Genomic DNA, 24,305 nt, shown 5'->3' with positions numbered 1-24,305 from the left:
CCTTACCTTCCCGGCTGCGGCGGCGCATCTACGATGCCAACGATATAGGCATCTATAGGTGCCGAACGGTCCAGTGCATACTGAGTCGTATTGTCAGTGGTTACTAGTACCAGTTCCCCAATCCCTGCACCAATGGTATCGGCCGCTACAAAAATATCCTTCTGATCCCCATAATATGGTTCTACCAAAAGTAGCTTGAATCCAACCAGATTCCTGCATTTTCTTGTGGAAACCACAGTTCCCATGATTGTTCCTAATATCACCTGGCCTCTTCCTTTCTAATGGTTACCCATTGTCCCTGCTTTAACTGAAACGCATTGGCATCGTCTGTATCCACATGGAAATCCAGCCTGCTGTCACGGGTAACACGAATAAGTACATGGCCGAGCACACCGCCCTTTGGCCCATCGACTGAAACACTTACCCGATCCTGATCCGATACTCCAAACCACTGGGCGTCTTCCGGCGTCATATGGATATGACGGTCCGCGATGATGACGCCCTCTGTCAGAAGGACCTCTCCCTTTGGTCCTTTCAACATGATCCCGGGAGTTCTCTTTAAATCTCCTGATGATCTTACCTGTGGCTGTATTCCAAGGATCCTGCAGTCACCGGAGGCCATTTCCACCTGGCTTTGTTTTCTCTCCGGTCCTAGAATCCGTACCTTAGGAAGCGTTCCGGCCGGACCAGAAACAGCAACCTGTTCCTCACAGGCAAACTGTCCCGGCTGGCTTAAAGCCTTCATTGGAGTCAGCCGGTAGCCGGCTCCAAAAAGCGCTTCCACATGTTCCTTTGACAGATGCACATGCCTTGCCGAGATTCCAACAGGAACCTGGTAAGGCTGTGTGCTGAGCCTCTTCCAGTTATCCAGGACCAGTGCGGTTACCTTCTGAATCAGTTCTTCCCTGTTTTCCATTGTAAGCCTCCGCCTCTAAACTCTTTCCTGTTCTTTTTATTTAAGGAATGGAAGAATTCCGCCTATGGAATTATGGGGTCTTGGGATCACATGAACTGCTACTACCTCTCCCACTCTGGAGGCTGCTTCCTCTCCTGCTTCCACTGCCGCCTTGACAGCTCCCACGTCTCCCTGAACCATAACCGACACCAAACCGGAGCCGATTTTCTCGGTTCCCACCATTTCAACGTCTGCTGCCTTTAACATGGCATCTGCTGCCTCGATCGATGCGGTAAGGCCTCTTGTCTCAATCATTCCAAGTGCTAACATTCCCTTTTTTACTGCTGTCTCTGCCATTTACTTTTCCTCCTTGATTTTGTGCTCTTCTTCCTCTGGTTTTACAGAATTCTTTTCGTTTTCATGCCTGTCAATCATATTTAAAAGCTTCAATACCTCCGGATGAGGGTTTTCAATGGACACGGATACTTTTACATTGTCGTCTCCCACGATCCGTCCTGCCTCTTTAGCCGCCTCCACGGCGGCACGAACCGCCGAGGTCTCACCCGCTAATACCGTGTGGCACATCCTTCCTCCCAGCTTCTTGTGGCAGCTTACAATTTCCACTTCAGCCGCCTTTAAGGCCTGGTCGACCACCACAACGGTATTGGCATAATAATTGATTTCTAAAACCCCTATGGCGTTTCGGTTTGTTTTCATGACGCCCACCTTTGCTGATGTCTATTTGATCCTTGGCAAAATTTTATCAATGTCCTGGTGCGGCCTTGGAATCACATGAACTGCTACCAGTTCCCCAACTCTGGAAGCTGCCGCCTCTCCTGCCTCGGTGGCTGCCTTTACCGCGCCTACCTCTCCGGTTACAATGACGGTTACCAGACCGGAGCCGATTTTCTCGGTTCCCACAAGCTCAACATCTGCCGCCTTTAACATCGCATCTGCTGCTTCGATGGATGCCGTCAAACCCCTTGTTTCAACTAACCCAATTGATGTGGATGCCATATCCTGCTACCTCCTGAAATTTATAATGTTTTCTTCCTCAAACGATACCTTTGTTATATGAGATAACGCCTTGGTTCCCTCATATGGTTTTTCGATCATCTCTACCAAAACCTCTTCCGGACTGTTAAACTTAAGAGCTGCTCTTTTTGCTGCCTCACAGGCCTCTTTCACATCATCGATTCCGCCTTCAAATTTCACCTGGACCGTAAGGGGAATGAATGCAGTCGCATCCTTTGGATTGATGGTGTCGATCCCGATGATCCTCACATTTGCTGCCTTACAGGCCTTATCCATAGCATAAAGAACTGCGCCATATCCTGCACATTCCAAAAAGCCGATTGCCATATGTACCTTCCCCTCTCTAGATGATCCGCAGGCCTCCTTCTGCCAGCATACACCTGCGTCTTCTGGTAAAGCTTCTTGCACAGGTAAGACCCTCTCCGGTAGGACCTGCGATTGTCATGGTCGTATGGCCCTCTCCGCCGATTCCTACCCCTTTTAAGGTTGAGCCGTTCTTCGTAAAAATGGTTGTCTCAATGATTTTTCCAAATTTGGTCATGTTCTCAACATTTCTGGAAAACATGGATGCCGTATGGCGGTTGCCTGACTCTGCCGCCACTGCACACTCCACGCATTCCTCAAAAGTCCTTAAGCGTACAATGGGAAGTATGGGCATCAGCTGCTCTACCATTACAAAGGGATGGCTTCTGTCTGTCTCGCAGATCAGAAGGCGGACATCCTTGTGCCCGGAAACCCCTATGGCTTCTAAAAACAGGGTCGCATCCTTTCCTACCCATTTTTTATTCACTTCATAGCTGCCGTCTTTTTCAATCATGGCAAACTTAAGGATTTCATTTAACTCCCTGGAATTAAGGAGGTACGCACCTTCCTTTTCCATCTTATTCACAAGCTCATCCGCAACACGTTCCATGACGAAGACTTCCTTTTCCGCCAGGCACAGAATGTTGTTATCAAAGGAAGCTCCACGGTAGATCTCTTTTGCTGCAAGATCTATATCCGCCGTATCGTCTACAATGACCGGCGGGTTTCCCGCGCCTGCTCCGATGGTCTTCTTTCCGGAGCGAAGCAGGGCATTAACCATGGGCATTCCTCCGGTACCAACCATGAGGCGGATTCTGGGATCAGCCGTCATTTTGCTCACGGCCTCCATGGTAGGCTCTTTCTGCATGGTGATTAAATTTGCCGGTCCTCCGTTTTCCACAATGGTCTGATGAAGAAGCTCCAGACAATGGGCGCAGCATCTCTTCGCTCCCGGATGGACATTAAATACAACGGAATTTCCTCCGGCTATCATACTGATGGTATTATTGATCAGGGTTTCTGTAGGATTGGTGGACGGCGTAATGGCTCCGATTACCCCAAAAGGAGCACACTCCTCTATCATCAATCCTTCATCACCTGAAATGGCATCCGTGGTCAGACATTCCACGCCAGGGGTCTTTTCAATAACAGCCATATGCTTCTGGATCTTATCCTCAAAGCGTCCCATGCCAGTTTCTTCCCAAACCATCTTTGCTAGGGTTTTCGCATGGCTTTTTGCAGTTATTCGTATGGCTTCAATGATTCTCCGCCTGTCTTCTATCCTGTAATGCTCTACCCATTCACGCTGGGCCGTGTGGGCCGCTGCAATGGCATCCTCTACCTGTTCAAATACCCCATTTTCACTTTGAGAGGAAAAGTAAGAAGGCTTTACACCCCTGCTTTCTATGCCAGCAAGCACTTCCTTTACAATCAGTTCTATCTCTTTTGCCCCAATTTCCATGATTGCCTCCTAGTTTAGCTGCTCTATCACTCTTCTCACTACTTCGGCTATGATTTCCTTCTTTGCCTTACCTAAAGCTTCCGCCTCCACAGGCTTTTGTTCCTCTAAGGTCAAGCTCTTCTGCGTTACGCCGGTACAGCCGCAACCGGAAACTGGCAGACTCTCTCCCGGCCTTACAATGGATGTTACCCCTTTTAGTACCGGTCCTGTTCCTGTCTGTTCTGCCGGGCGGACATCTGCTGCAGTAACCACATCCTTCATATTCGTTACTTCTACGGAACACGGTGGAATTCCGCCTGCCGTGATGCCAAGCTTATGCCGGATATCCAGCAGCTTATCTACCTGATCGCAGGAAAGCAGATTCTGGCGTCCGATGATATTGCCTGTATACATCAATATAGTCGCATAATATTCGATGGATTCCAGCCTGTAAAACGCCTGATGAATATCTTTTCCCCAGGTCAGCGCTCCATGGTTTGCAAGGAGCACACCATTGTGAGATTTCACAAAGGGCGCTATGGAATCAGGAACTTCCTCTGTACCCGGTGTTGCGTATTTTGCAACCGGGATAGACCCAAGCCCCAGTACTGCTTCCGTAAGGATTGCAGCATCCAGACTGATCCCGGCAATGGCAAAGCTGGTCGCCACCAAAGGATGGGCGTGGGTAACTGCCTGCACATCCGGATTTTCCTTATAAACCCTTAAATGCATCTTTACTTCTGAGGAGGGCTTCCATCTTCCCATCAGCACTTTTCCGTTCAAATCCATCTTTACCAGCATATCCTGAGTCATAAATCCCTTTGATACCCCGGTCGGCGTCGTCCAGATGGTGTTCGGCCCTACCTTACAGCTGATGTTTCCATCATTCGAGGCTACAAAGCCCTTTTCGTACATACGTCTGCCGATATCCAAAATTGCCTTTTTGGCCTCAAAATCAGACATGTACTTTACGCCTTGAACTGTCATCATATCTTTACCTCCAAAGTCCAAACAATTACATGTTCTCTCTGTCCGAACTTTCCTCTTTTATACTGTATTTTTACCATTTTTGTGTCTGTTTGTCAATGTTTTATGTTGTTTTATTTCTGTTTTTACTGTTTTATTTTTATTTCAACTATTTCTCCTTTACATTTAAACAAAATAATTATACAATATACTTATATACCACATGATTTCTATGGTTTTGTATTGCATTTTATTTTAATTAACATTTATCGCCATAAAGAAAGGAATATACTTATGTTAGCAGTAACAAGGAAAGCCAAGATCAAAGATATTATTTTAGAAAAGAAAAGCGTTACGGTGACCGAACTTTCCAAAATTTTTTCCGTGACCGAAGAAACCATCCGGCGGGATTTAAAGCAATTGGAGGATGACGGGTTCCTGACCAGAACATACGGCGGTGCATTCATACAAGATGGGGTTGAGAATAACGTAGAATTAACGATCCGGGAAACCGCATATATGGAAAGCAAGCAGGCTATCGCAAAAAAGTGCCTGTCCGTCATTCACAACGGCGACTCCATTTTCTTAGATGCCTCTACCACATCCCTGCAGCTGGCAAAAGCTCTCCAGGGAATGCGCCTTACCGTGGTGACAAACTCCCTGCTGATCATCAATGAACTTTATGATAAAGAAGATATCCGCCTCATTTCCATCGGAGGCTCCTATACCCCCCGGGACAAAGCCTTTGTAGGAAATACAGCAATCCGGAACTTGGAATCCTTTTACTTAGACAAGACCTTTATGTCCTGCAGAAGCGTTTCCATAGAACACGGGATCACCGATTCCAACGAAGCCATTGCCGCCATACGCCAGACACTGATGACCCGGAGCAATCATGTGTATCTGATCGCTGACCACTCCAAGTTCGATAAAACCTCATTCATCCGGATATCCGGTTTTGAAACCATCAAAGGACTGGTCACAGATAAGCAGATGAATGAACAATGGAGAGAATATCTTTTAAAAAACAACGTAGAGCTTCTTGAAGCTACGGAAGCATGATCTGATTTTGGCAAGAGGATGTCCCAGTTCCTATGAGACATCCTCTTTTCCTATGTAAGGTTCAGACAACAACCGCTTACATTTCCTTTGCTTTCAGGGCTTCTTCCTTTTTCCTGAATATTTCTTTTAATGATTCTGTATAGGGTGCTCTGGCGATCCCGTATTCCGTCACGATCCCTGCAATTAAATCATTATCAGTCACATCAAATGCAGGATTAAATACCTTTACGCCTTCCGGTGCCATCCGTTTTTTATACCACATTTCCACAACTTCCTCTGCCGGACGTTCCTCAATGTGGATCTCCTTGCCGGTAAGAGTGTTCATATCAATGGTGGAGGTTGGGGCGCAGATATACATGGGCACACCGTAGCGTTTGGCCGCCAGTGCTACCATGGAGGTTCCGATCTTATTTGCAGTATCCCCGTTGGCAGCCACCCGGTCGCAGCCTACAAATACGGCATCGACCCAGCCATTTCTCATGACGGTCGCTGACATGTTGTCGCAAATCACTGTAACATCAAGACCAGACTCCTTTAATTCGAAAGAGGTCAGTCTCGCTCCCTGAAGAAGCGGTCTTGTCTCGTCCGAAAAGATGCGGAAGTTATAGCCTTTTTCGTGTCCCAAATACATGGGAGCTGTTGCAGTTCCGTACTTTACCGTTGCCAGCTGCCCGGCATTGCAGTGGGTCAGAAGGCCGTCGCCAGGCTTTACAAGAGACAGACCATATTCCCCGATCATCTTGCAGACCCAGATATCTTCTTCCCGGATCTCTATCGCCTCTTTATGAAGAATCTCAACGATCTCAGGAACGGTTTTCTCTTTATTTTTCAAAACCACCTGTTCCATCCGTTTAAGTGCCCATGATAAATTGACGGCAGTGGGACGTGCGGAATCAAGATAGTCCTTTGCTTTTTGAAATTCTGCATAAAAGTCATCAAAACCATCTGCTTTGATCTCTCTTGCAGCCATATAGATGCCAATGGCTGCCGCCACACCGATGGCAGGTGCCCCTCTTACCTGAAGAAGATAGATTGCATTCCAGATATCCTCCTGTTTTGTCAGGGAAAGGATTTCCGTATGATACGGAAGCTGCGTCTGGTCTATGATGACCAGGGCATTGTTCTCATCATCAAGGGCAACAGTATCATAGTCCATGATGGATTTTTTTGTTTCTTCGCTCATTTTTGCCTCCTAATGAATCAAGCGGATATGCGAGCATATCCAGTTGATTCACAAACTCAAGGTTGAAGGACGTTTTTTCTTCAACCTTATCCCTTTTTTGTTACCGGCTTTCAACCCCGTATTACCGGCTTTCAAACTTACCTATTGCCTCTTTTATTGCATTCAAGTAATCCGCTCCACTCCGGAAGCTGCGGCGGTTCATGATATAATTCTTTGCCAGCGAAATGACGATCTTTTCGGCCCTGGCCCGTTTTTCCTCATCGGGAATTGTGGTAATATCAATGACATTAGCCATTCCTACGGTCCGGCGGATGGATTCAAGTCCAGCCACACCTGCAGTATCAGAAAGGATGCCTTCCAGATACCACTCCTTAAACCCTGGGACCTTTGCCATGGTTTCCGTTACGTGCTCATCAAAAACCTTATTGTATTTTTCAATGAATAAGTCCACAATGTCGGAAATCGTACTTAGGCACCAGCCGCAGAACTCCTCTTTTTCCTTTTCATCTTCAATGGTAGCATCGCCGTTGCACCATGCAAAAAACATATTAGCAATGACATTGCCGATATCATAGCCCATGGGGCCGAAGAAGGCAAATTCCGGATCAAAAATATAAGTGTGCTCTTTATTGATAAACACAGAGCCAGTATGTAAGTCTCCATGAATCAGAGACTGGGCATTGTTCATGAACTCAAATTTCAGCTTGGCCGCTTCCAGATGCAAAGCCTGATCCTCATACAGTTCCTTCTTTACAAATTCTGCATTGGGCGGAAATACATTGTTCCTGTGGTTGTAATCAATAAAGGGTTCGCTGTATACTAAGTCCTCTGAAATCTCGCACAGGTCCGGATTGATAAAGCTTTTAACCAGCTCTTTTTTCTCTTTGTGTCCCAGGACAACATCCGTTGTACGTAGAAGGGAATTAACCATAAAAGTGGTCACATGATCTGCAAATTTAGGATAAGTCTCATGCTTTAACAGACCGGTACGCATCATGGTATGACCGATCATATCCTCCATGACCATGGCACACATGGTTCCGTCATACAGGTAAACCTTTGGAACCAGCCCCGGTGCATAAGAATCCTGGATTCCAAGAATCTTTGCTTCAATTCTTCCGCGGTCGGTGGAAACATGCATTTCTGCTGAAATACGAAGCGCTTCTCCTGCCTGCTTCACGATGATGGTTTTCCCGCTTGCAGGATCCTTTACACGAAATACGTAGTTTAAGTTTCCGTCTCCGATTTCCTTACATTCCAGCCTGGCATCCGCATCAAAATAGGTAAGCTTCTCCTTAACATAATCCGGTACCTCTTCCGCTTTCATCAAAAAATAACTGTCGTATTTAGACATTCCTGTCACCTTCCCCTGATCAATATAACGTTTTTAGTTTACATTTTTTGTCTTGCCGCTTGCATAGGTCATGGCAAGGGCAATTGCAAGGACTGCACCCTTAATGATGTTCATAGCATAATAAGGCACGGACATCATGATTAGACCGTTTTCCAGCATACCCACAAGCACCGCTCCCGCAAAGGTACCAAAAGCATTGGCTTTTCCGGCGCCCAATACAGAAAACCCGATATAGGCCGCACATACAGATGGCATTAAGTACGAATCACCTGCTGAAATCTGCGCCGTTCCTACACGTGCTGCCAGACAGATTCCGCCGATTGACGCAAAGATAGCTGACAGAAAGTATGCAAGGATCTTATACTTTGCTACCGGAATTCCGGAAAGCTGGGCTGCCTCAGGATTTCCTCCTACAGCATACATGTATCTGCCGTGTTTGGTGTAATTTAAGAAAAAGTATGCAAACAGTACCACGCAGATCATGATGATGATCAGCCATGGTTCCTTTCCCAATGCCCGGAAGGCTTCGGGAACAAGGCCGGGAGCCTGGGTCCCATCGGCGCGGGTCATACGCTCTGTGATGGCGCCGCCCTTGGAATAGGTCATGGAAACTCCCTGATACATAAACATTACGGAAAGTGCCGCAACCATATCCGGTATCTTGAATTTAACGATCAAAATGCTGTTGATGACTGCAACGCTTAGGCATATGAGCACCGTAAGAATGATGGAAACACCTATATTGATGTTGTGCCATACAAAGCATGTCATAACAAAAACATTGGCAAACTGAGCCGTAGCTCCAATGGAAAGATCCATGCCGTTTACCGCCAGGGCAAACGTAAGACCGATAGCGATGATGGTGGTGATGGATACCGCACGGAGGATAGTGATCATATTAGACTGGGTCAGAAACATGCTCGCTCCCGTATCCTTGCTCCAGTTTCCAAACGTAAACAGGATGAACATGATAAGCATCGTTGCGATGGTACCCCATTTTGTCACAAAATCCCCGACGTTCCTTTTCTTTTTTACCTTCTCTGCCCCAGACATATCATTTACCTCCTGTCGAATAGTAAAGCAGTTCTTTTTCGTTCGTATCTGCTGCGTTTAATTCTTTAATGATTTCTCCGTCATACATCACATAGATGCGGTCGCAGATACTTAATATTTCCTGGAATTCGCAGGTGGCATAAATAATACCTTTTCCCCTGGCTGCCAAGCCTTCAATTAACTCATACATATCCTGCTTGGCTCCCACGTCGATCCCTTTGGTCGGCTCGTCAAAAATATAAACCTCTGAATCCTTATTCAGCCATTTACCAACGACCACCTTCTGCTGGTTTCCGCCGGACAGAAGGGCGACAACCTGGTTCTCGGATGGGGTCTTAATTCCAAGGTCGCGTATCATATTTTTGGCGTCCACTTTTTCCCGTTTCTTATTTACTACAGAAAGGCGGTTCGTATATTTTTCCATGGCTGCCACAGAGATATTGGAAACTACCGGGTCCGAAATCAGGACACCTTCTTTTCTCCGCTCCTCCGGAACCAGTGCAAGCCCATGTTTCACGGCCTGGGTAGGCCCTTTTGCCTTGATCACTTTTCCGTTTAACTTCATGGTGCCGCCTGACTGCTGGTAAGCGGAGAACAGGGTCTTGCAAAGCTCTGTTTTGCCAGCGCCCACCAAGCCTGCCACGCCGATAATCTCTCCTTTGCAAACGGTCATGTTGATATCTTTTACTTTGCCTTCCCTTTCGGAAAGGTTTTCTATCTCAAGCAACGGCCCGCCGATCTCGCACTTTTTCTTGATGTAATTATCCTCATAGCTACGGCCTAACATATATTCGACAAGAGTATTTACTTCCAGTTCTCTAGAAAGCGGCAGTTCAGTCACCAGTTTGCCGTCTCTCATAATGGTAATATTTTCACAAATCTCGTAAAGCTCACTTAACCGGTGGGAAATAAACACAACTCCCACATTCTCTTTCGCTAACTCACGCACCACCCGGAACAATTCCAGTGTCTCGGAATTGGATAGAGGGGCCGTGGGCTCATCCAAAATCAGGAACCGGCACTTTTCCGCCACGCATCTGGCTATGAGAACCATCTGTTTTTGTGCCAGAGTAAGTCCTGATACCTTTTTATTAATATCCACATCTACATTTAATTTCTTTAATACCGTTTCTGCTGCCTGCCTGATTTCTTTCCAGTGCACGATTTGCTTTCGCCCCATTTTATTGACCAGCGTGTTGAACATTACATTCTCAGCCACGGTCAGATAGGGAATCAGCGCGGTGTCAACTTCCTGAAATACGATTTCTATCCCAAGATTTTTAGCGTCTTTGGGGCACCGGATTTCCACCGGTTCCCCTCCAACGTAAATTTGTCCTGTATAATGCGTATTGACACCGGCAAGCACTTTCATTAAGGTGGACTTACCTGCGCCATTGGCACCCACAAGCGCATGAATCGTACCACTTTTCAGACCAAAATCAACTCCATCCAAAGCCTTAACTCCAGGAAATTCGATGGATATATCTTTCATTTCAAGTTTTACTTCGGTCATGGCATCTCTTCCTTAATTATGTAATGAATACAGAGCGTTTCTTTAATTTACATATTTGTTCTTGATTGTATCAGTATAAAGAGCGCCCTTAGGATCTTCGGCATCGCCCCATCCATCAATGATGCTGCTCAAATCACTCATGGTTGTCTGAGCATTGAGCTGGGTTGTTTCGATGTTGCATGCATTTAAGTTAAAGTAATCCGGTGTTTCTTCTCCCATAAATTTAAGAGCTAAAAGACGGGCATCTACAATACCGATCAGTTTCGGATCAACGGCTGCGGTAGATTTCCACACATCAGGATTCTTTACCATTAACTGAATGTCATCGTTGGATACGTCAATGGTGTACATTGGGATATCGGTACGTCCTGCATCGTTTAATGCCTGCAGTACACCCTTTGCCAGCTCATCGTAACAGCCCCAGATGGCATCTACGGAACCTTCCGGATATTTGGGAAGAATAGCAGCTGTCTTATTGGTCATATCGCCGCGGGCATTGGCTGAATCAGATGGTGCAATTACTTCCAGAGTCTGGATCTTGCCTTCTGCTTCCAGCTTGGTATAGATTTCGTTACGTCTGTCTAACGGAGGGATTCCAGGGCCCATGAAGGTCTTTAAAACTTTCATTGGGTACTTTCCGCCTTTTGCTTCAAACTCTTTCATCATGTAGCCAAGGGAAAGCTCGGCCAGCGCCTGATCGTTCTGAGCGGTAGAAGTTACTCCGGAAAGAAGCTCGCCGCTTGCATCGCCGCCCTTATATGGCATGGTATCAAAGGTAACAACCTCCATGCCTTTGTCTCTGGCAGGCTTTAACATATCATAGGAATAAGACAGCTGTCCGTGAGATACGATAATTCCCTGATAATCTTTTGCAATAACCTGAGCCACAGTCTCCTGAGCCTTTGCATCATCGCCGTCCGTTACAAAAGTGTCTACGGTCCAGCCAAACTTCTTCCCCTCGGATACACAGCCATCTAAAAACTGCTGGGTATGGTCTCCTGCTGCCAGGTTCCGCACAACGGCGATTTTCTTTCCTGCCAGAGAGCCTGTGGACTGGGCGTTTTCTACCTTCTCCGCTGTAGTCGCCGGTTCCGTCTTAGCTGCTTCCGTCTTTGCTTCTGTGGATGCCGGTGCAGCTGTTGCTGCTGTGCCGCTGCTGCCGCATGCAGTTGTTGACAATACCATTGCTGCCGCAAGCACCATTGCTAACCTCTTTTTCATAAAGTAAACCTCCTTTAAAAATATAAAATATAGTTTTCTATTCCGGACACACCCAACCTGTCCTTCCTGTAGAAATTGTAGCATATTGTATCCGGTTTTGCAATATTTTTATTTGATTTTATTTATTTATTTTGTTTTATACTGTATTTCATTGTGTTTTATGTTGTTTTATGTCCTATTCAGGATGTATTTTTCATTATTATATATATCGACCCATTTTCTTCCATATAAAATAGTGTTAAACAAATAAAAAGTATTTGTAATCAAGCTTATCATTGTTTACTTGTGTTTAAAGTAATGTATTCCTTGTTTTTTATCTTACTCCATTCTTCCATAGCCAGTTACACGGCAAAAAAAAGAGGGAAACAGCAGCCTGCAGGCCAGATCCAGCAAAAACTGTTTCTAACCGGCAGGGTACTGTTTACCCCTTTTGCCATTCTATAAGAAAGCCTGAAAATATCCGTACGGGCTGCACCTTCAGCCTCTCAAAGGTGATTTATGACGTTCTTTAAGGCATTGATAAATATTCTGCCACATCTTCTACTATCAATGAGGCAGCCGCCTGAACCTCAGGATCCCCGCTTTGCAGGGTCGCACCGCCATAATCTTTAATCATCTGTAAGTCATTGAAACTGTCGCCAATGGTCCTGATTTCATCAAACCCGCCCCAATACCTGGAGATCCACTCCACAGCCGCCGACTTGTTCACGCCCTTTGCCACAATATCCCCATTCCAGACATTGGCGTAAGCGGATATCAAAGGGAACCGCTCATTCAGCCGGGCACACAGCGTTCGGATCCACTGCACATCCTGCCTGCGCCTGTGAACCTGGATGATCTCTTCCAGGCTATGGATCTGGTCAATGGAAACCTGCCCGTCACAGGGCTTTTGAGTGGTAGCCCCGGAGCTTGAGAGAACATTCACCTTTCCGTTTCGCATGGATACACCGCTTCCTTCCTCACCAAGACCGTGAAGGTACCAAAGCACTTCTCTGGCCGTTTGATCATCTATGGTCCTGCAAAACAGCTCTTTTCCCGTTTCATCTAACAAGAGAGCGCCATTGTTTAATATAAGGGCATCAGGCTTTATCGAATACTTCTCCAAAAACACACGGACTGAAGATTCATTGCGTCCTGTGGCAATGACAAACCGGTTTCCTGCTGCCTGCCAATCACCGATCGCGTTTAAGTTTTTGGCACTGATACAGCCATCTATATATAAGGTCCTGTCAAAGTCACTTACAGCACATTTCATCTATTCCCGTATCTCCTTTCCACGGCAAAAAACGCTGACCAGATTCAAATTTGAATCCACGATCGTTAGGTCCGCATCCTTGCCGGGTTCTATGCTGCCCTTCCTGTCATCTGCATGAATATACCGGGCAGGATTTAAGCTGGTCATCCTCATGATATCAAACCAATTCACAGAGGTATGTCTGGCCATGTTCTGAATGGAGCCTATGTAACTTAACTCCAGTTCTCTGACTGCCTGATAATTCTTAGGGTCCATCCATTCCTCCCTGCCGTCATAGTGAGATATCCGTACCTTATCTCCCTCCTTTATAAATTTCATTTTCCTGACATAATGATCAAATTCCGTCCGGGTCTGGGCAAGACCGCTGCAATCCGTAGTCATGATAATGCGTTTGCTGCCTTTGATCCGGAAAGCAATGTCAAAGGCCTCATGAGACACAGTCATACCTGTCTGCTTGGCAAATTCACACATCATATCATCAAAATACAGGGCAGCTCCCGCCACTCCCAGCTCCCGGTGATGGAACCCACGCATTCCGCTGAAGGTATGGGTAAAACCGCCGATGCCGGCATCCTTTATCTCTTTGATCTGGGAAAAGGTGGCCCCGCTGTGGCCGACAGATGTCTGTATTCCCTTCTCTTTGCAGAATTCCAGTACCTCTCTTGCCCCATCCTGTTCCACCGCAATGGTCATATACCGGCAAAGCTCTTTGTTCCGGAAGCTGTTATAGATGTCCTCCATCACCTTAAGGCTCGGAAGTATGCAGCACTCTTCCCTCTGCATCCCCCGGTAAAGGGGATTGATAAATGGCCCCTCCAGATGAACTCCTAACATCTCAGCTCCCGGATAATCTGCCTCATAGGCATCATCCGCAGCTTTGATGCAACGCTCGATTTCCGGAATGGTATCCGCTCCCGAGGTCGCCAAAAAAGAAGTAACTCCTGCATAGGGAAGGGTGCGGCACATTTCTTTTAATGCGTCTGCACTCTTCTCAAACCAGAAAGAGCCTGTCGCCCAGCCATGGATATGGATATCAATGAATCCGGGCAAGATGACAAAATCAGAAAAATCTTCGTATTGCCCTGTATAATCCTTATGCAGCGCCTTTATTTTCCCATGTTCCATCTCTAAAAATCCGTCAAATTCCTGGTTTTCAAGAATTATATGTTTTGAATAAAGTACCATAATCCACCTACCTTAACGTCCAATAATCTTTATTTGCAGCCATCAGGTCATCTAACACCGCTTTTGCCTTGGAAGGGTCCACAACCGTACGGTTCAGCGTCAGCGCCATCAATGCCTTTGTATAATCTTTTTCCAAAAATGCTTCCACAGTCAGAAGCTCATAGGCATACTGCCCTTCCATCAGTCCCTTGTAATAAGGCTTTATGGGCCCAAAGGGATACCCCTTTGCTCCGTCTTTTCCAATGGTTCCTGCCACCTCTACGATTGCCTCCGGTTCAAAATTATCAATGATCCCCTGGTTTTTCACCATCACAATAAATTCCTTATTCAGATCATAGGCAATGGATTCCGCAACCTCCACCATCAGGTTTCCAAACACACTGTTCGTAAGCATTTCCAGTCCATCCATGTGGTCTTTCCCAACAGCCCTGGCGCAAAGTTCAAACACTTCCTTTTCCCTGGAATCCCGGGATTCATCGGCACGGGTGTAATCCGGGTCGCTTTCCTCCACGATTTCATCGGGAAACATGTAATACTGCATATAGGTGGTAGGAATATATTCATCCATTAATCTCATGTATTTGTTCACCCTTACATAGGTATCCAGCCATGATTTTGAACGCTGCTCCGCATTAAAAGGCTTAAAGTCATGATCTTTTAAATAAGACCGCAGCGTGTCAAAGTAATCATTTCCCTCCGTATCCGTAAGCTCCGTAAACCACCCGAAATGATTCAGTCCAAAGTAACGTGCCCGAAGGCTTTCCTGGGGCACTCCAAGAATTTTGGAGTAGCTTTTCATCAAGGAAAAAGGCTGGTCGCACAGGTTTAAAATACGCTTATCATCAGGAAACAGCCTGTCAAGACCCAATGCCACAATAGCGGCAGGATTGGTATAATTTAAAATCCAGGTGTCCTTAGAATAGGAACGGACCTTTTCCACCATCTCCTTCATGGCTCCCAGAGAACGCATCCCGTAAGCAAATCCGCCGGGACCGCAGGTCTCCTGCCCGACCAGTCCGTAACGCAGGGGAATCTTTTCATCCAGAGAGCGCATCATTGTCTTTCCTACCCGCATCTGACAGAAGATAAAGTCAACATCCCTGTAAGCTTCATCCTCATCCGTTGTAAATACCACCTCACATTCCGGATAATAGGATTTTAATACCAGACGGTCGTAAGCCTCCATTAATCCCATGCGCTCTTTATCTATATCATAAAAGATAATTTTTGAAAGAGGAAAACGTTCCTTATAATTGACCAGCGTACCCACAAGTGCCGGAACACGGGCACTCCCCGCTCCGGAAATTGTAATCACATGTTGTTTTCTCATGTTACTCTCCTTGTATTCTTAATCATGAAAGGGAATGCCGCAAATCACTGCCGCATCCCCTTGTTTGAATAAATACTGCTTTTTATTCGCCAGCCGCAGCTTCCGTAACGCCGTTTTTCTATTCTGACTCCAGCTTTTCCTTCAGCTTCTTTGCTCCTATAAGAGCCTTCTGGGCCATCTCCTCTGCAAGCACGCTGCAGAGCCCTGTGTAGTTTGCGGGGTCGATCATGGATTTTAATTCATCTGCCGAAAACATGGAGGCAAGGGTTTCATCCTCAGTCAGCACATTATAATAATCATTTCCTTCCAGCTCCACCATCATGGCTTTTTCATACATGAGTTCATGAGCTCTGTCCTTGCCGATTTTTTCAGCCACATTCATCATTACCAGTTCGCTGTTATCAAGGCCCTGATTTAAGTTCACATTTTTAAGCATCCACTCTTTGTTGATCTGCAGGGTGCGGCTTAGTTCTTCGGCTCTTATAAGGACCTCGGTCGTCAGCTGAAGGCCTTCCTCCATAATTCCTTCAAACAGCATATAGGAGCTGCTGTCCCCTTCAAACATCCGCACTGCAGAATAAAGCCCGACAGAGGGAAGGGAGTAAAGCTTCTGGGAATTGGCGATAATCCCCTTGGCTAACTTGGGATTGATCTTCTGTGGCATGGTGGAGCTGCCGATGGTTCCCGGGGTAAAGGATTCGCTGACCTCAGAGAATTCCTCAACGCCGGTATAATAAACCTCTTCCGCTATTTTGTGAAACGTATTACATAGAAGAGACAGATTCATTAAATATTCCAGTTTCATCTGACTCATGTTCCGGCTGGGCACGTCCATAGAGCCCATACCCAGTTTATGGGCAACCCGATTCTGGATTTTGCGGCCAACAAGACCCGTAGAATTAAAACCTCCTACTGCCCCTCCCATCATGGCTACAAACACCCGTTTCTCGCTTTCCTCCAGCCGTTCCAGAGTGTTCATCAGCTCGCTGATCCAGACGGAAACCTTATATCCATAGGTAATGGGTATGGCATGCCTGCCATGGGTTCTCCCAGCCATGACTGTATCTGCATGGTCTAAGGCCAGCCTGCCCAGATTTTCCAGGATATCTGCAAGAAAGCTTTTGAAAACAGAATTTACCTGCTTTGCGATATAAAGTTGGGAAGTCTGCTGGATGTTCTGGGTTGTAACCCCGTAGTGGACATATTTTCCGCCCTCGTCACTGCAGGCCTTCACCAGCACCTTTACAAAGGGGACAAACCCATGGCCCACCTTTGCCTTGATCCGGTCCATTTCCTCAAGATCCAGATCTTCAAACCGGACCGCCCCAATGTTCTTAGCAGCTTCCATTGGTATGAAGCCTTCCTCTGCCTGGGAAAGAGCCAGGGCAGCCTCCACTTTAAGCCACGTCTCATATTTGAATGTTTCACTTAACAGTCTTTTAATCCCTCTGTCATCCAGTTTACTCTTAGAATCATAGAAAGCTCTCATCGTACACCTCTTATTTCTTCATAGCATCATCTACCGCATGCCGGACAAATTCCACATGTGGCCCAAATACAACGTGAATGTGATCCGTTGACGGGAAGAAGATACCCGCACAGCCAGAATCCTTGATTTTTATCTGATCCACCTTGGTCGGATCTTTTAAGTCCACCCTCAGGCGGGAAATACAGTTTTCCACACTCAGGATATTGTCCTTGCCGCCCAATCCCTTAATAACAACTTCCGCAATTGCCGGCCAGTTCTTTTCCTTCAGAAGAATGCTTGCTGATTCTTCGATTTCAAACCCTTCCCGTCCCGGTGTCTCCAAATTGAATTTAACAATAAACCATTTGAACACCAAGTAGAACACGATGAAGTTTCCAATTCCCAGAAGGATAAGGTTCAGCCAATGTGTATTTTCATACAAAAGTCCAAAAATACCAAAGTCAAAAATCGTTCCGCGGATATAACCAATGGAGATATGAAGCATCTGGTAAGGAATCGATCCAATACCGCTCATAATGCAGTAGAGAATAAACAAAGACGGTGAAATAAACAGGAATGAGAATTCCAGCGGCTCTGTGATATTACCTAAAAATGCAGTCAGGCAGCAGGTAAGGATTACGCCTTTTGCGATCTTTCTGTTCTTTAAATAAGAGGTTCGGTACATTGCCAGCCCCACAGCCGGTACACGGAATAAAGTTGTTAACATCTGTGCGCCTCCCAGATAACTAGTAAGGGTAGGCATCAGCTGACCCCAGTATTCACTGCTGGGCCCTAAGTTAAAAAGAACTTCATTGGTGGCATTTAAGATTCCAACATATTCGGTCCCATTAATCATATAGGTTCCGCCGGCTTCAGTAAAACGAACCATGGAGGAAAGAACGTGATGCAAGCCAAAAGGAATCAGCGCACGGTTTAATGCATAATAAATGGCATTTCCTATGTACGGTGTTGTAAAGATAAAGGAAATGCTGATAAGGAAATTAGTCAGCAGATTCCAGAACACCGGAATGATCAGTCCGATAGGGATTATTGATACAAACGTAATGATGGGAATGGATTTCTTCCCTCCAAAGAAGGCAAATGCAAGGGGAAGCTCCAGGCGGTAAAACCGGTCTGCTACCTTGGCAGCCACCAAACCTGCGATCAGGCCCCCCAGCGCCTCGATCTTCAGTGTCTGAATACCAAGAACCGTACCCTGCCCCACCTGAGCCGCGACTTCCGGATCAGCCAGAGTTCCCGTCTGTTTCAGATAAATACCCATTACCACGTTCAGTGTTAAATAGCCGACTACTGAAGAAAAGACAGCAATCCCTTTTTCATTTTTTGCCATTCCCTGAGCAACGCCCATGGCAAACAGCAATGGAATATTGTTAAATATAATGCTTGTAATGGTCTGTAAGCTGGATAAAATAAGCTTTAGAACCTGATTTCCCAAAAACGGAAATTTCTCTATCATGTAGGACTGCCCTAACGCACTGCAAATACCCATAACCATACCAATAGGTGCAAGAAGCGCGATTGGCAGAAGGAGAGACCGCCCAAATGTTTGGATGCTGTCTTTCCAGCTAGACTTTTTATTGCTCATATTTTTTCCCTTCCTTTGTTATGACATTGTGTGTTTTAGGCGCCTTTTAAACTGTGTACATTATGGCAGATTCTACGAGTTGCTTCAAGGCAAAATATTTACATTTTATTGTTGCGTTTAGTTGCCCTTAACTTTATAATGAAACCATTATAAGCATAACAGTAATGGAGGTATCTTTCATGGGATTAAGCTACAATGATTTAAGCCTGCTGCGGTACATACAAAAAAGACAGCGCATTTCCCTTTCAAAGGTTGCCCTGCAGTTTCAAAAGGATGAAATATCCATACGCCGGACCATCGAGCGGATCAACCTTTTCTCCCACAAGCCCCTGGTGGAAATACAAAAGGGCTTCTGCCTAAGCCCCCTAAACTACAAAGAATTTGTGGATTTTATCCAGCAGATCACCATGACTGACTATAACAGTTCCTACATCGAGCGGATCCGCATCATGATCGTGACCATTTTTTTCGACGGTTATGTCAATGCTTCTTCTCTATATGAAAACTGGGGACTTTCCCTGACCACAAAAAAGCAGGATACCGCCCATTTAAGGCAATTCCTGTCCGGGCACGGTCTCAGCCTTGTGACCTTAAAGAAAAAGGGGCTTACCATTGAAGGCGATGAACTGCAGCTTCGGTTTCTTGTTATCGACATCCTTCATCCCTTGTTAGAGTTTACGCCGGAAAACCGGATTGCGGTCCGCAAGGCCAATACTCCCCTGGAAAAACAATGCTACGATCTGGCAAATACCGATCTTCAGTCCGTCTCCCATCAGGCAGTGGAACGGCTGAACTTCTTTTTAACAGAATACAATCTGTCTTTAAACTATCCTTCCAAAAAGTTTCTACTGCTGTTTATCTGTATCATGGAGATCCGGCCTGTTGACGAATCCATGAAATTTTGTTACCGCCTGCCCTTGGCGCCATTAAATATCCGCTTTGTTGATGACATCAAGGAAAACAGGCTGTACAATGTGGCCTTCAGCATGATGAACTTTTCCCGCAGTCTGGATTTCCCTTTTGACAAGCGGCTGTGGTATACCACCGAGCAATTTACGGAGCAGGTGGTGAGTCATTTAAAGCACCCTTTTACCATCCAGGAAGAATTCATCAATGAGCTTTACAACTATCTATACCGGGAAATCACCCTGGATCACTTTCATTGCACGTTTGTGGACAAGACCGTAGAAAATACGAAAGAACAGTTTTCAGACCTGTATGATACTGTCAGAAAGTACGAGGTGTACTTTAAAGCTTCCTATAATTTTTCTTTCATGGATGAGCATCTTTCTACCCTGACCCTGATGGTGCAAAAGCACATCCTACGCAACCGTACCATAAACCGCCAGTATAAGAAAATCGTTGTGATGACCAGCATCAACTTTGAACGGGTCAGTTTTTTCCTGGAACAAATTAAGGAATACGTGGAACTGCAGTGGATGGGGACCTTAAACATTAACGAAATCCACAGACTGAAAGACTTGGATTATGATTATATCTTTTGCTTCTCATCCCGGATTTTTAATATCCTTCATGCTCATAACCTTCCTGTCATCCGCATGAATTTCTTTGTAGACAGCAGTGATATGAAAACCCTTCTGGCAAACGGCTTTTCTACACGGAAGCACCGTTTCCTGACCACCAGCTTTGTTTCGGAAATCGGAGGAAAAAGCGAATCTGAAATAGAAGCATATTTGAAAGAAAATTACGGAGATTATTTTGTGTGAGAAATCGAAACAAGGATAATTCCTTATGAAAGACAACTAAAAAAAGCACCTGACTTTGTCTATGATAAATTTTGTAAAATCATCATCATAGACAAAGCGGTGCTTTTAGAATCCTAAAGCAATTCCTCTATTGACTCTCCAATCATATCCTGAGCTTTTTGCAAACCGAAATTATCCAAAACCGTTGCCCCGATCACTGCAAATGTATTCTGTTCCTTTAATTCTTCGCAGTTGGCATAAGAAGCCGAATAGGCCAGGAAAGGCACCTGTTCCTTTGTATGGTCGCTTCCCTTAAAGGTGGGATCGTTGCCATGGTCTGCCGTAATCAGAAGCAGGTCATCATCATTTAAAAGCGGCAAAAGCTCTCCCAGCTTTTCATCAAACCGTTCTAATTCAGCCCCGTAGCCAATCGGATCCCGGCGGTGTCCCCACAGGGCATCAAAATCAACCAGGTTCACGAAGCACAGACCGTTAAATTCTCTTTTCGCGATCTCTATGGTCTGTTCCATGCCATGAACACTGCTTTGGGATTTATTGCCTTCTGTAAGCCCTTCGCCATCGAAAATATCATAGATCTTTCCTACGCTGATCACATCCAGGCCTGCATCCTTTAATACATTAAGAGCAGTGGTTCCAAAGGGCTTTAAGGCATAATCATGGCGGTTTGGAGTTCTTTTAAACTCGCCTTTCTTCCTGCCGACATAAGGTCTTGCAATGACCCTGCCGACCTTCCATTCATCCCTTAAGGTAAGCTCCCTTGCAATCTCACAGCAGCGGTAAAGCTCCTGCAAGCCAAAGGTATCCTCATTGGCACAGATCTGTAACACGGAATCTGCAGAAGTGTAAACGATCATGTCCCCGGTAGCAATCTGATGCTCTCCCAGTTCATCCATGATTTCCGTACCGCTGGCGGATTTATTTCCGACAATCTTGTGTCCGGTGCGTTTTTCCAGTTCATCAAGCAGTTCTTTAGGAAAACCTGTATCCGTAAACGTTTGGAAAGGCTTTGTAATGTAAAGCCCCATCATTTCCCAATGACCTGTCATGGTGTCTTTTCCCACACTGGCTTCATTAAGTTTTCCATAATAAGCCTTAGGTTCAGCTACTGGCTTTACATGCTTTAAGGAACGCAGGTTTCCCAAACCAAGCTTTTCTAAATTAAGCAGATTAAGATGATCCACTGCAGCATCAATATGGCCCAGGGTATCGCTGCCCTCATCGCCGTACTCTGCGGCATTGTTCATAGCACCTATTCCTAAAGAATCAATTACAACTACAAATATACGTTTAAATCGTTTCATATTACCTCCCTGCGCTTTGTTCGCAACATAAGTCTTATACATCTTGCAAATAATTGTCTTCCAGGATCATTGAACAGGCTCCGATTACGATTTCCTGAAGCCCTCACCCTTGTCTGCTTTATTATTTTATTCAAACATTCCCTGTCTGACTCATGATATTTAAAATTCGGATCCAGATACACACACCGCCGGTATTGCAATTGGCATAGATCTTTTGAGCATATCTTTCCCCTATATTATACAATTTTGTAGAATTTTTGCAATCTTTTTCTCTGTTTTCTATGAATTTTCCAAACTATCTGGCCGGATCGTACCCTATCACAGTCCAGATCCCGGTATCATCCTGACGTACAAGCCGCTTTAAATAAACATACTTTGCAACAGATTTTTCATCTTTGATTTCTGCAATGGCATCAATTCCGTTATTTAAAATGATCTTGATATTTTCGTAAGCAATTGGATAATCTCCTACTATGCCCTCCGGCGACAATAGCAGGCTTACAAAAAACCTGAGTGCTAATAATATTTTATAAATTTCCCCGTTCTTTTGCTAGGCCTATCGTTATTACTTCTTCGTTGACAAATACCATGGGAAGAATTAAGATGTTTGTAATTATGAGTAATCGGAATTCGTATTAGCTGGGTCTGATGAAGCTCAAATCAGCTAAAAGGAGCAAATTTGGTGAACAATGTCTTATTAAGCATCCTCTTAATCATATCTTCAACATTACTTGGGAATTTAGTTTTATATGGAATCAGGAAGAAAGAAATTCCCGATTCTTTCCTTCTCTTGCAAAGATAAAAATCGGGGATTCCATTCATTTAGTCCAGGAATTAAAGGATTATAATTTTTCTGCCAAACAGTCCTTTAACGAGATTCATGGCAAGATACTTCGCTTTAAAGTCATTAATATAAAGAATGATAAAGTGAGAATATACGTTGTTGATGATATTACGGAATCAGAGCGGGCTAAGAAACAACTGGAAATTCTGGCTACGGAAGATGCCTTGACAGGGCTTTATAACAGGCGGTATTTTATGGAAAAGGTAGAAGCCGGTACAGAAGAAGGAAATATTGTAATTATTGACTTAGATCATTTTAAATCCATTAACGATACCTTTGGTCATATAGAGGGAGACAGAGTTTTAAGAAATTTCGGTGGTGAGCTTAAGCGTTTCTTTGATCATCAGACCGTATGCCGGTATGGGGGTGAGGAATTTGCCATATTTTTGAAGGGTGTTGACATGGAAGAAGGATTTAAACAAATAGAAACCTTGAGAGAAAAAACAGCGGGTATGGATTTTTCCAGGAGGGTCACCTTTTCAGCAGGAATGGCGGAATGCAAGGATTGTAATGTGTCAGAAGCATTTATCAATGCTGACCGAAAGCTTTATGAAGCAAAGGAGAACGGAAGAAATCAGACCAGGTACTAGTAACAGCATTTCGCATAGAGGTTATGCACAGAAAATCCAGAAAACGCCGGTATATATATAAAGGAATATTTTGCAGGTGAAAATATGAAAATACGCGATGAATACACATGCCCTTTGGAATTGACACATGATATTACGAAAGGCAAGTGGAAACCAATCATTTTATGGCAGCTGGGGAAGGGAGTTATGTCTTTGACCCAGCTTGAAAAAGACATTAAAGGTATTAATCAGAAAATGCTTCTTGAGCATCTGAAAGAGCTTATGGATTACGGAATGATAGGCAAGCATTCTTTTGAAGGATATCCGTTAAAAGTTGAATATTTTTTGACCGAACGCGGCAAAAAGCTGTTGGATGCCATCACAATCATGCAAAGCATAGGCATTGACATCATGAAAGAAAACAATATGACTGACTTTTTACAAGAAAACGGTTTTATAGACTGAGCATACCTACAAAAATGTGAGTAATTTACTGCCTGATTCTTTTATGCTATAGTTTTCCCATAAACAAACTCAGGAGGAATATAAAATGATGAGGGATGCAGAGAAAACGATCGGCAATTTGATTGACAAGCAGGGAGTTTCTTTTATAAGCTCATTGGATGATGAGGGATTCCCCAATACGAAAGCAATGCTGCCGCCAAGAAAACGGGATGGGATTAAGACCTTTTATTTTACTACAAATACCTCTTCCATGCGTGTCAAGCAATTTCGCAGCAATCCAAAGGCATGTATCTATTTTTGTGACAAACGGTTTTTTCGCGGTGTTATGCTAAAGGGTACAATGGAGGTCTTAGAGGATGCTGCAAGCAAGGAAATGATCTGGCAAGAGGGAGACACTATGTATTATCCAAAAGGAGTTACGGATCCGGATTATTGTGTGCTGAAATTTATTGCACAGACAGGCAGGTATTATGCTAACTTCAGTTCTGAAAACTTTATGATTGATTAACACATGTAATTTCATTATTTC

General features: G+C 44.9%; 25 protein-coding genes. 5 read left to right on the top strand and 20 right to left on the bottom strand.

Annotation, left to right across the window (positions count from 1 at the left end):
- Positions 1 to 2: 2 nt before the first annotated feature.
- From BMW45_RS22105 to BMW45_RS22070, 8 genes are read right to left on the bottom strand one after another with little or no spacing between them, the layout of a single operon-like run.
- Complete coding sequence (locus BMW45_RS22105; protein WP_025232814.1) at positions 3 to 263, bottom strand: EutN/CcmL family microcompartment protein; 261 nt, start codon at positions 261 to 263, stop codon at positions 3 to 5.
- Positions 260 to 916 (bottom strand): phosphate propanoyltransferase, encoded by a 657-nt coding sequence (locus BMW45_RS22100; RefSeq protein WP_092249069.1) that lies wholly within the window; start codon positions 914 to 916, stop codon positions 260 to 262. The genes BMW45_RS22105 and BMW45_RS22100 overlap by 4 nt, the downstream gene beginning before the upstream one ends.
- 36 nt (positions 917 to 952) lie before the next feature.
- Positions 953 to 1,252 (bottom strand): BMC domain-containing protein, encoded by a 300-nt coding sequence (locus BMW45_RS22095; protein ID WP_025232812.1) that lies wholly within the window; start codon positions 1,250 to 1,252, stop codon positions 953 to 955.
- Positions 1,253 to 1,612, bottom strand: a complete 360-nt coding sequence (locus BMW45_RS22090) for a BMC domain-containing protein (RefSeq protein WP_025232811.1) — start codon at positions 1,610 to 1,612, stop codon at positions 1,253 to 1,255.
- 21 nt (positions 1,613 to 1,633) lie between these two features.
- On the bottom strand, positions 1,634 to 1,912 hold the full coding sequence (locus BMW45_RS22085) for a BMC domain-containing protein (protein WP_025232810.1): 279 nt from the start codon (positions 1,910 to 1,912) through the stop codon (positions 1,634 to 1,636).
- A gap of 6 nt (positions 1,913 to 1,918) precedes the next feature.
- A complete protein-coding gene (locus BMW45_RS22080) occupies positions 1,919 to 2,257 on the bottom strand; it encodes a BMC domain-containing protein (RefSeq protein WP_025232809.1) in 339 nt (112 codons plus the stop codon).
- 16 nt (positions 2,258 to 2,273) lie between these two features.
- Complete coding sequence (locus BMW45_RS22075) at positions 2,274 to 3,695, bottom strand: aldehyde dehydrogenase family protein (protein WP_092249067.1); 1,422 nt, start codon at positions 3,693 to 3,695, stop codon at positions 2,274 to 2,276.
- A gap of 9 nt (positions 3,696 to 3,704) precedes the next feature.
- Positions 3,705 to 4,664 (bottom strand): class II aldolase/adducin family protein, encoded by a 960-nt coding sequence (locus tag BMW45_RS22070; RefSeq protein WP_092249065.1) that lies wholly within the window; start codon positions 4,662 to 4,664, stop codon positions 3,705 to 3,707.
- Between the two features lie 270 nt (positions 4,665 to 4,934).
- Between BMW45_RS22070 and BMW45_RS22065 the strand changes: the two genes are divergently transcribed.
- Entirely contained in the window at positions 4,935 to 5,702 is a 768-nt protein-coding gene (locus BMW45_RS22065) for a DeoR/GlpR family DNA-binding transcription regulator (RefSeq protein WP_025232806.1), read from the top strand.
- Positions 5,703 to 5,778: 76 nt separating this feature from the next.
- Here BMW45_RS22065 and mtnA read toward each other — a convergent pair whose 3' ends face one another.
- From mtnA to BMW45_RS22015, 10 genes are all read right to left on the bottom strand, one after another.
- Positions 5,779 to 6,885 (bottom strand): S-methyl-5-thioribose-1-phosphate isomerase, encoded by a 1,107-nt coding sequence (mtnA, locus tag BMW45_RS22060; RefSeq protein ID WP_092249063.1) that lies wholly within the window; start codon positions 6,883 to 6,885, stop codon positions 5,779 to 5,781.
- 121 nt (positions 6,886 to 7,006) lie between these two features.
- The gene (mtnK, locus tag BMW45_RS22055; RefSeq protein WP_092249061.1) at positions 7,007 to 8,239 is read right to left on the bottom strand and encodes an S-methyl-5-thioribose kinase; all 1,233 of its coding nucleotides are present in this window, start codon (positions 8,237 to 8,239) and stop codon (positions 7,007 to 7,009) included.
- 33 nt (positions 8,240 to 8,272) lie between these two features.
- The gene (locus BMW45_RS22050; RefSeq protein WP_092249059.1) at positions 8,273 to 9,292 is read right to left on the bottom strand and encodes an ABC transporter permease; all 1,020 of its coding nucleotides are present in this window, start codon (positions 9,290 to 9,292) and stop codon (positions 8,273 to 8,275) included.
- A gap of 1 nt (position 9,293) precedes the next feature.
- Positions 9,294 to 10,805, bottom strand: a complete 1,512-nt coding sequence (locus BMW45_RS22045; RefSeq protein WP_092249057.1) for a sugar ABC transporter ATP-binding protein — start codon at positions 10,803 to 10,805, stop codon at positions 9,294 to 9,296.
- Positions 10,806 to 10,847: 42 nt separating this feature from the next.
- A complete protein-coding gene (locus BMW45_RS22040) occupies positions 10,848 to 12,026 on the bottom strand; it encodes a sugar ABC transporter substrate-binding protein (protein WP_025232801.1) in 1,179 nt (392 codons plus the stop codon).
- Between the two features lie 508 nt (positions 12,027 to 12,534).
- Positions 12,535 to 13,281 (bottom strand): HAD-IIB family hydrolase, encoded by a 747-nt coding sequence (locus tag BMW45_RS22035; RefSeq protein ID WP_092249055.1) that lies wholly within the window; start codon positions 13,279 to 13,281, stop codon positions 12,535 to 12,537.
- The gene (gene nagA, locus BMW45_RS22030) at positions 13,282 to 14,466 is read right to left on the bottom strand and encodes an N-acetylglucosamine-6-phosphate deacetylase (protein WP_092249053.1); all 1,185 of its coding nucleotides are present in this window, start codon (positions 14,464 to 14,466) and stop codon (positions 13,282 to 13,284) included.
- Positions 14,467 to 14,473: 7 nt separating this feature from the next.
- On the bottom strand, positions 14,474 to 15,796 hold the full coding sequence (locus BMW45_RS22025) for a family 4 glycosyl hydrolase (protein WP_092249051.1): 1,323 nt from the start codon (positions 15,794 to 15,796) through the stop codon (positions 14,474 to 14,476).
- 118 nt (positions 15,797 to 15,914) lie between these two features.
- Positions 15,915 to 17,285 carry a class-II fumarase/aspartase family protein gene (locus BMW45_RS22020; RefSeq protein ID WP_092249049.1) on the bottom strand — a complete coding sequence of 457 codons (1,371 nt, stop codon included), beginning with the start codon at positions 17,283 to 17,285 and terminating at the stop codon, positions 15,915 to 15,917.
- A 10-nt stretch (positions 17,286 to 17,295) separates the two neighbouring features.
- Entirely contained in the window at positions 17,296 to 18,870 is a 1,575-nt protein-coding gene (locus BMW45_RS22015) for a PTS transporter subunit EIIC (RefSeq protein ID WP_025232796.1), read from the bottom strand.
- 179 nt (positions 18,871 to 19,049) lie between these two features.
- Between BMW45_RS22015 and BMW45_RS22010 the strand changes: the two genes are divergently transcribed.
- Positions 19,050 to 20,597: a helix-turn-helix domain-containing protein gene (locus tag BMW45_RS22010; RefSeq protein WP_166433442.1), complete on the top strand. Its 1,548-nt coding sequence runs from the start codon at positions 19,050 to 19,052 to the stop codon at positions 20,595 to 20,597.
- 113 nt (positions 20,598 to 20,710) lie between these two features.
- Here BMW45_RS22010 and BMW45_RS22005 read toward each other — a convergent pair whose 3' ends face one another.
- Both BMW45_RS22005 and BMW45_RS28275 read right to left on the bottom strand, forming a co-directional pair.
- Positions 20,711 to 21,898 (bottom strand): phosphopentomutase, encoded by a 1,188-nt coding sequence (locus BMW45_RS22005; protein ID WP_092249045.1) that lies wholly within the window; start codon positions 21,896 to 21,898, stop codon positions 20,711 to 20,713.
- Between the two features lie 295 nt (positions 21,899 to 22,193).
- Positions 22,194 to 22,388 carry a hypothetical protein gene (locus BMW45_RS28275; RefSeq protein WP_092249043.1) on the bottom strand — a complete coding sequence of 65 codons (195 nt, stop codon included), beginning with the start codon at positions 22,386 to 22,388 and terminating at the stop codon, positions 22,194 to 22,196.
- Between the two features lie 158 nt (positions 22,389 to 22,546).
- Here BMW45_RS28275 and BMW45_RS21995 point away from each other — a divergent pair, with 158 nt between their 5' ends.
- The 3 genes from BMW45_RS21995 (at position 22,547) to BMW45_RS21985 (ending at position 24,284) form a co-directional block, all read left to right on the top strand.
- The gene (locus BMW45_RS21995) at positions 22,547 to 23,332 is read left to right on the top strand and encodes a GGDEF domain-containing protein (protein ID WP_092249041.1); all 786 of its coding nucleotides are present in this window, start codon (positions 22,547 to 22,549) and stop codon (positions 23,330 to 23,332) included.
- A gap of 84 nt (positions 23,333 to 23,416) precedes the next feature.
- Positions 23,417 to 23,776 (top strand): winged helix-turn-helix transcriptional regulator, encoded by a 360-nt coding sequence (locus BMW45_RS21990; protein ID WP_092249039.1) that lies wholly within the window; start codon positions 23,417 to 23,419, stop codon positions 23,774 to 23,776.
- Between the two features lie 88 nt (positions 23,777 to 23,864).
- Positions 23,865 to 24,284 (top strand): pyridoxamine 5'-phosphate oxidase family protein, encoded by a 420-nt coding sequence (locus BMW45_RS21985; RefSeq protein WP_092251157.1) that lies wholly within the window; start codon positions 23,865 to 23,867, stop codon positions 24,282 to 24,284.
- Positions 24,285 to 24,305: the final 21 nt, after the last annotated feature.

Source organism: Lacrimispora sphenoides (assembly GCF_900105215.1).
Classification (GTDB): Bacteria; Bacillota; Clostridia; order Lachnospirales; family Lachnospiraceae; genus Lacrimispora; species Lacrimispora sphenoides_A.
Note: the sequence above shows the minus strand (reverse complement) of the source record. Positions and strands in the feature narration are given on the sequence as shown.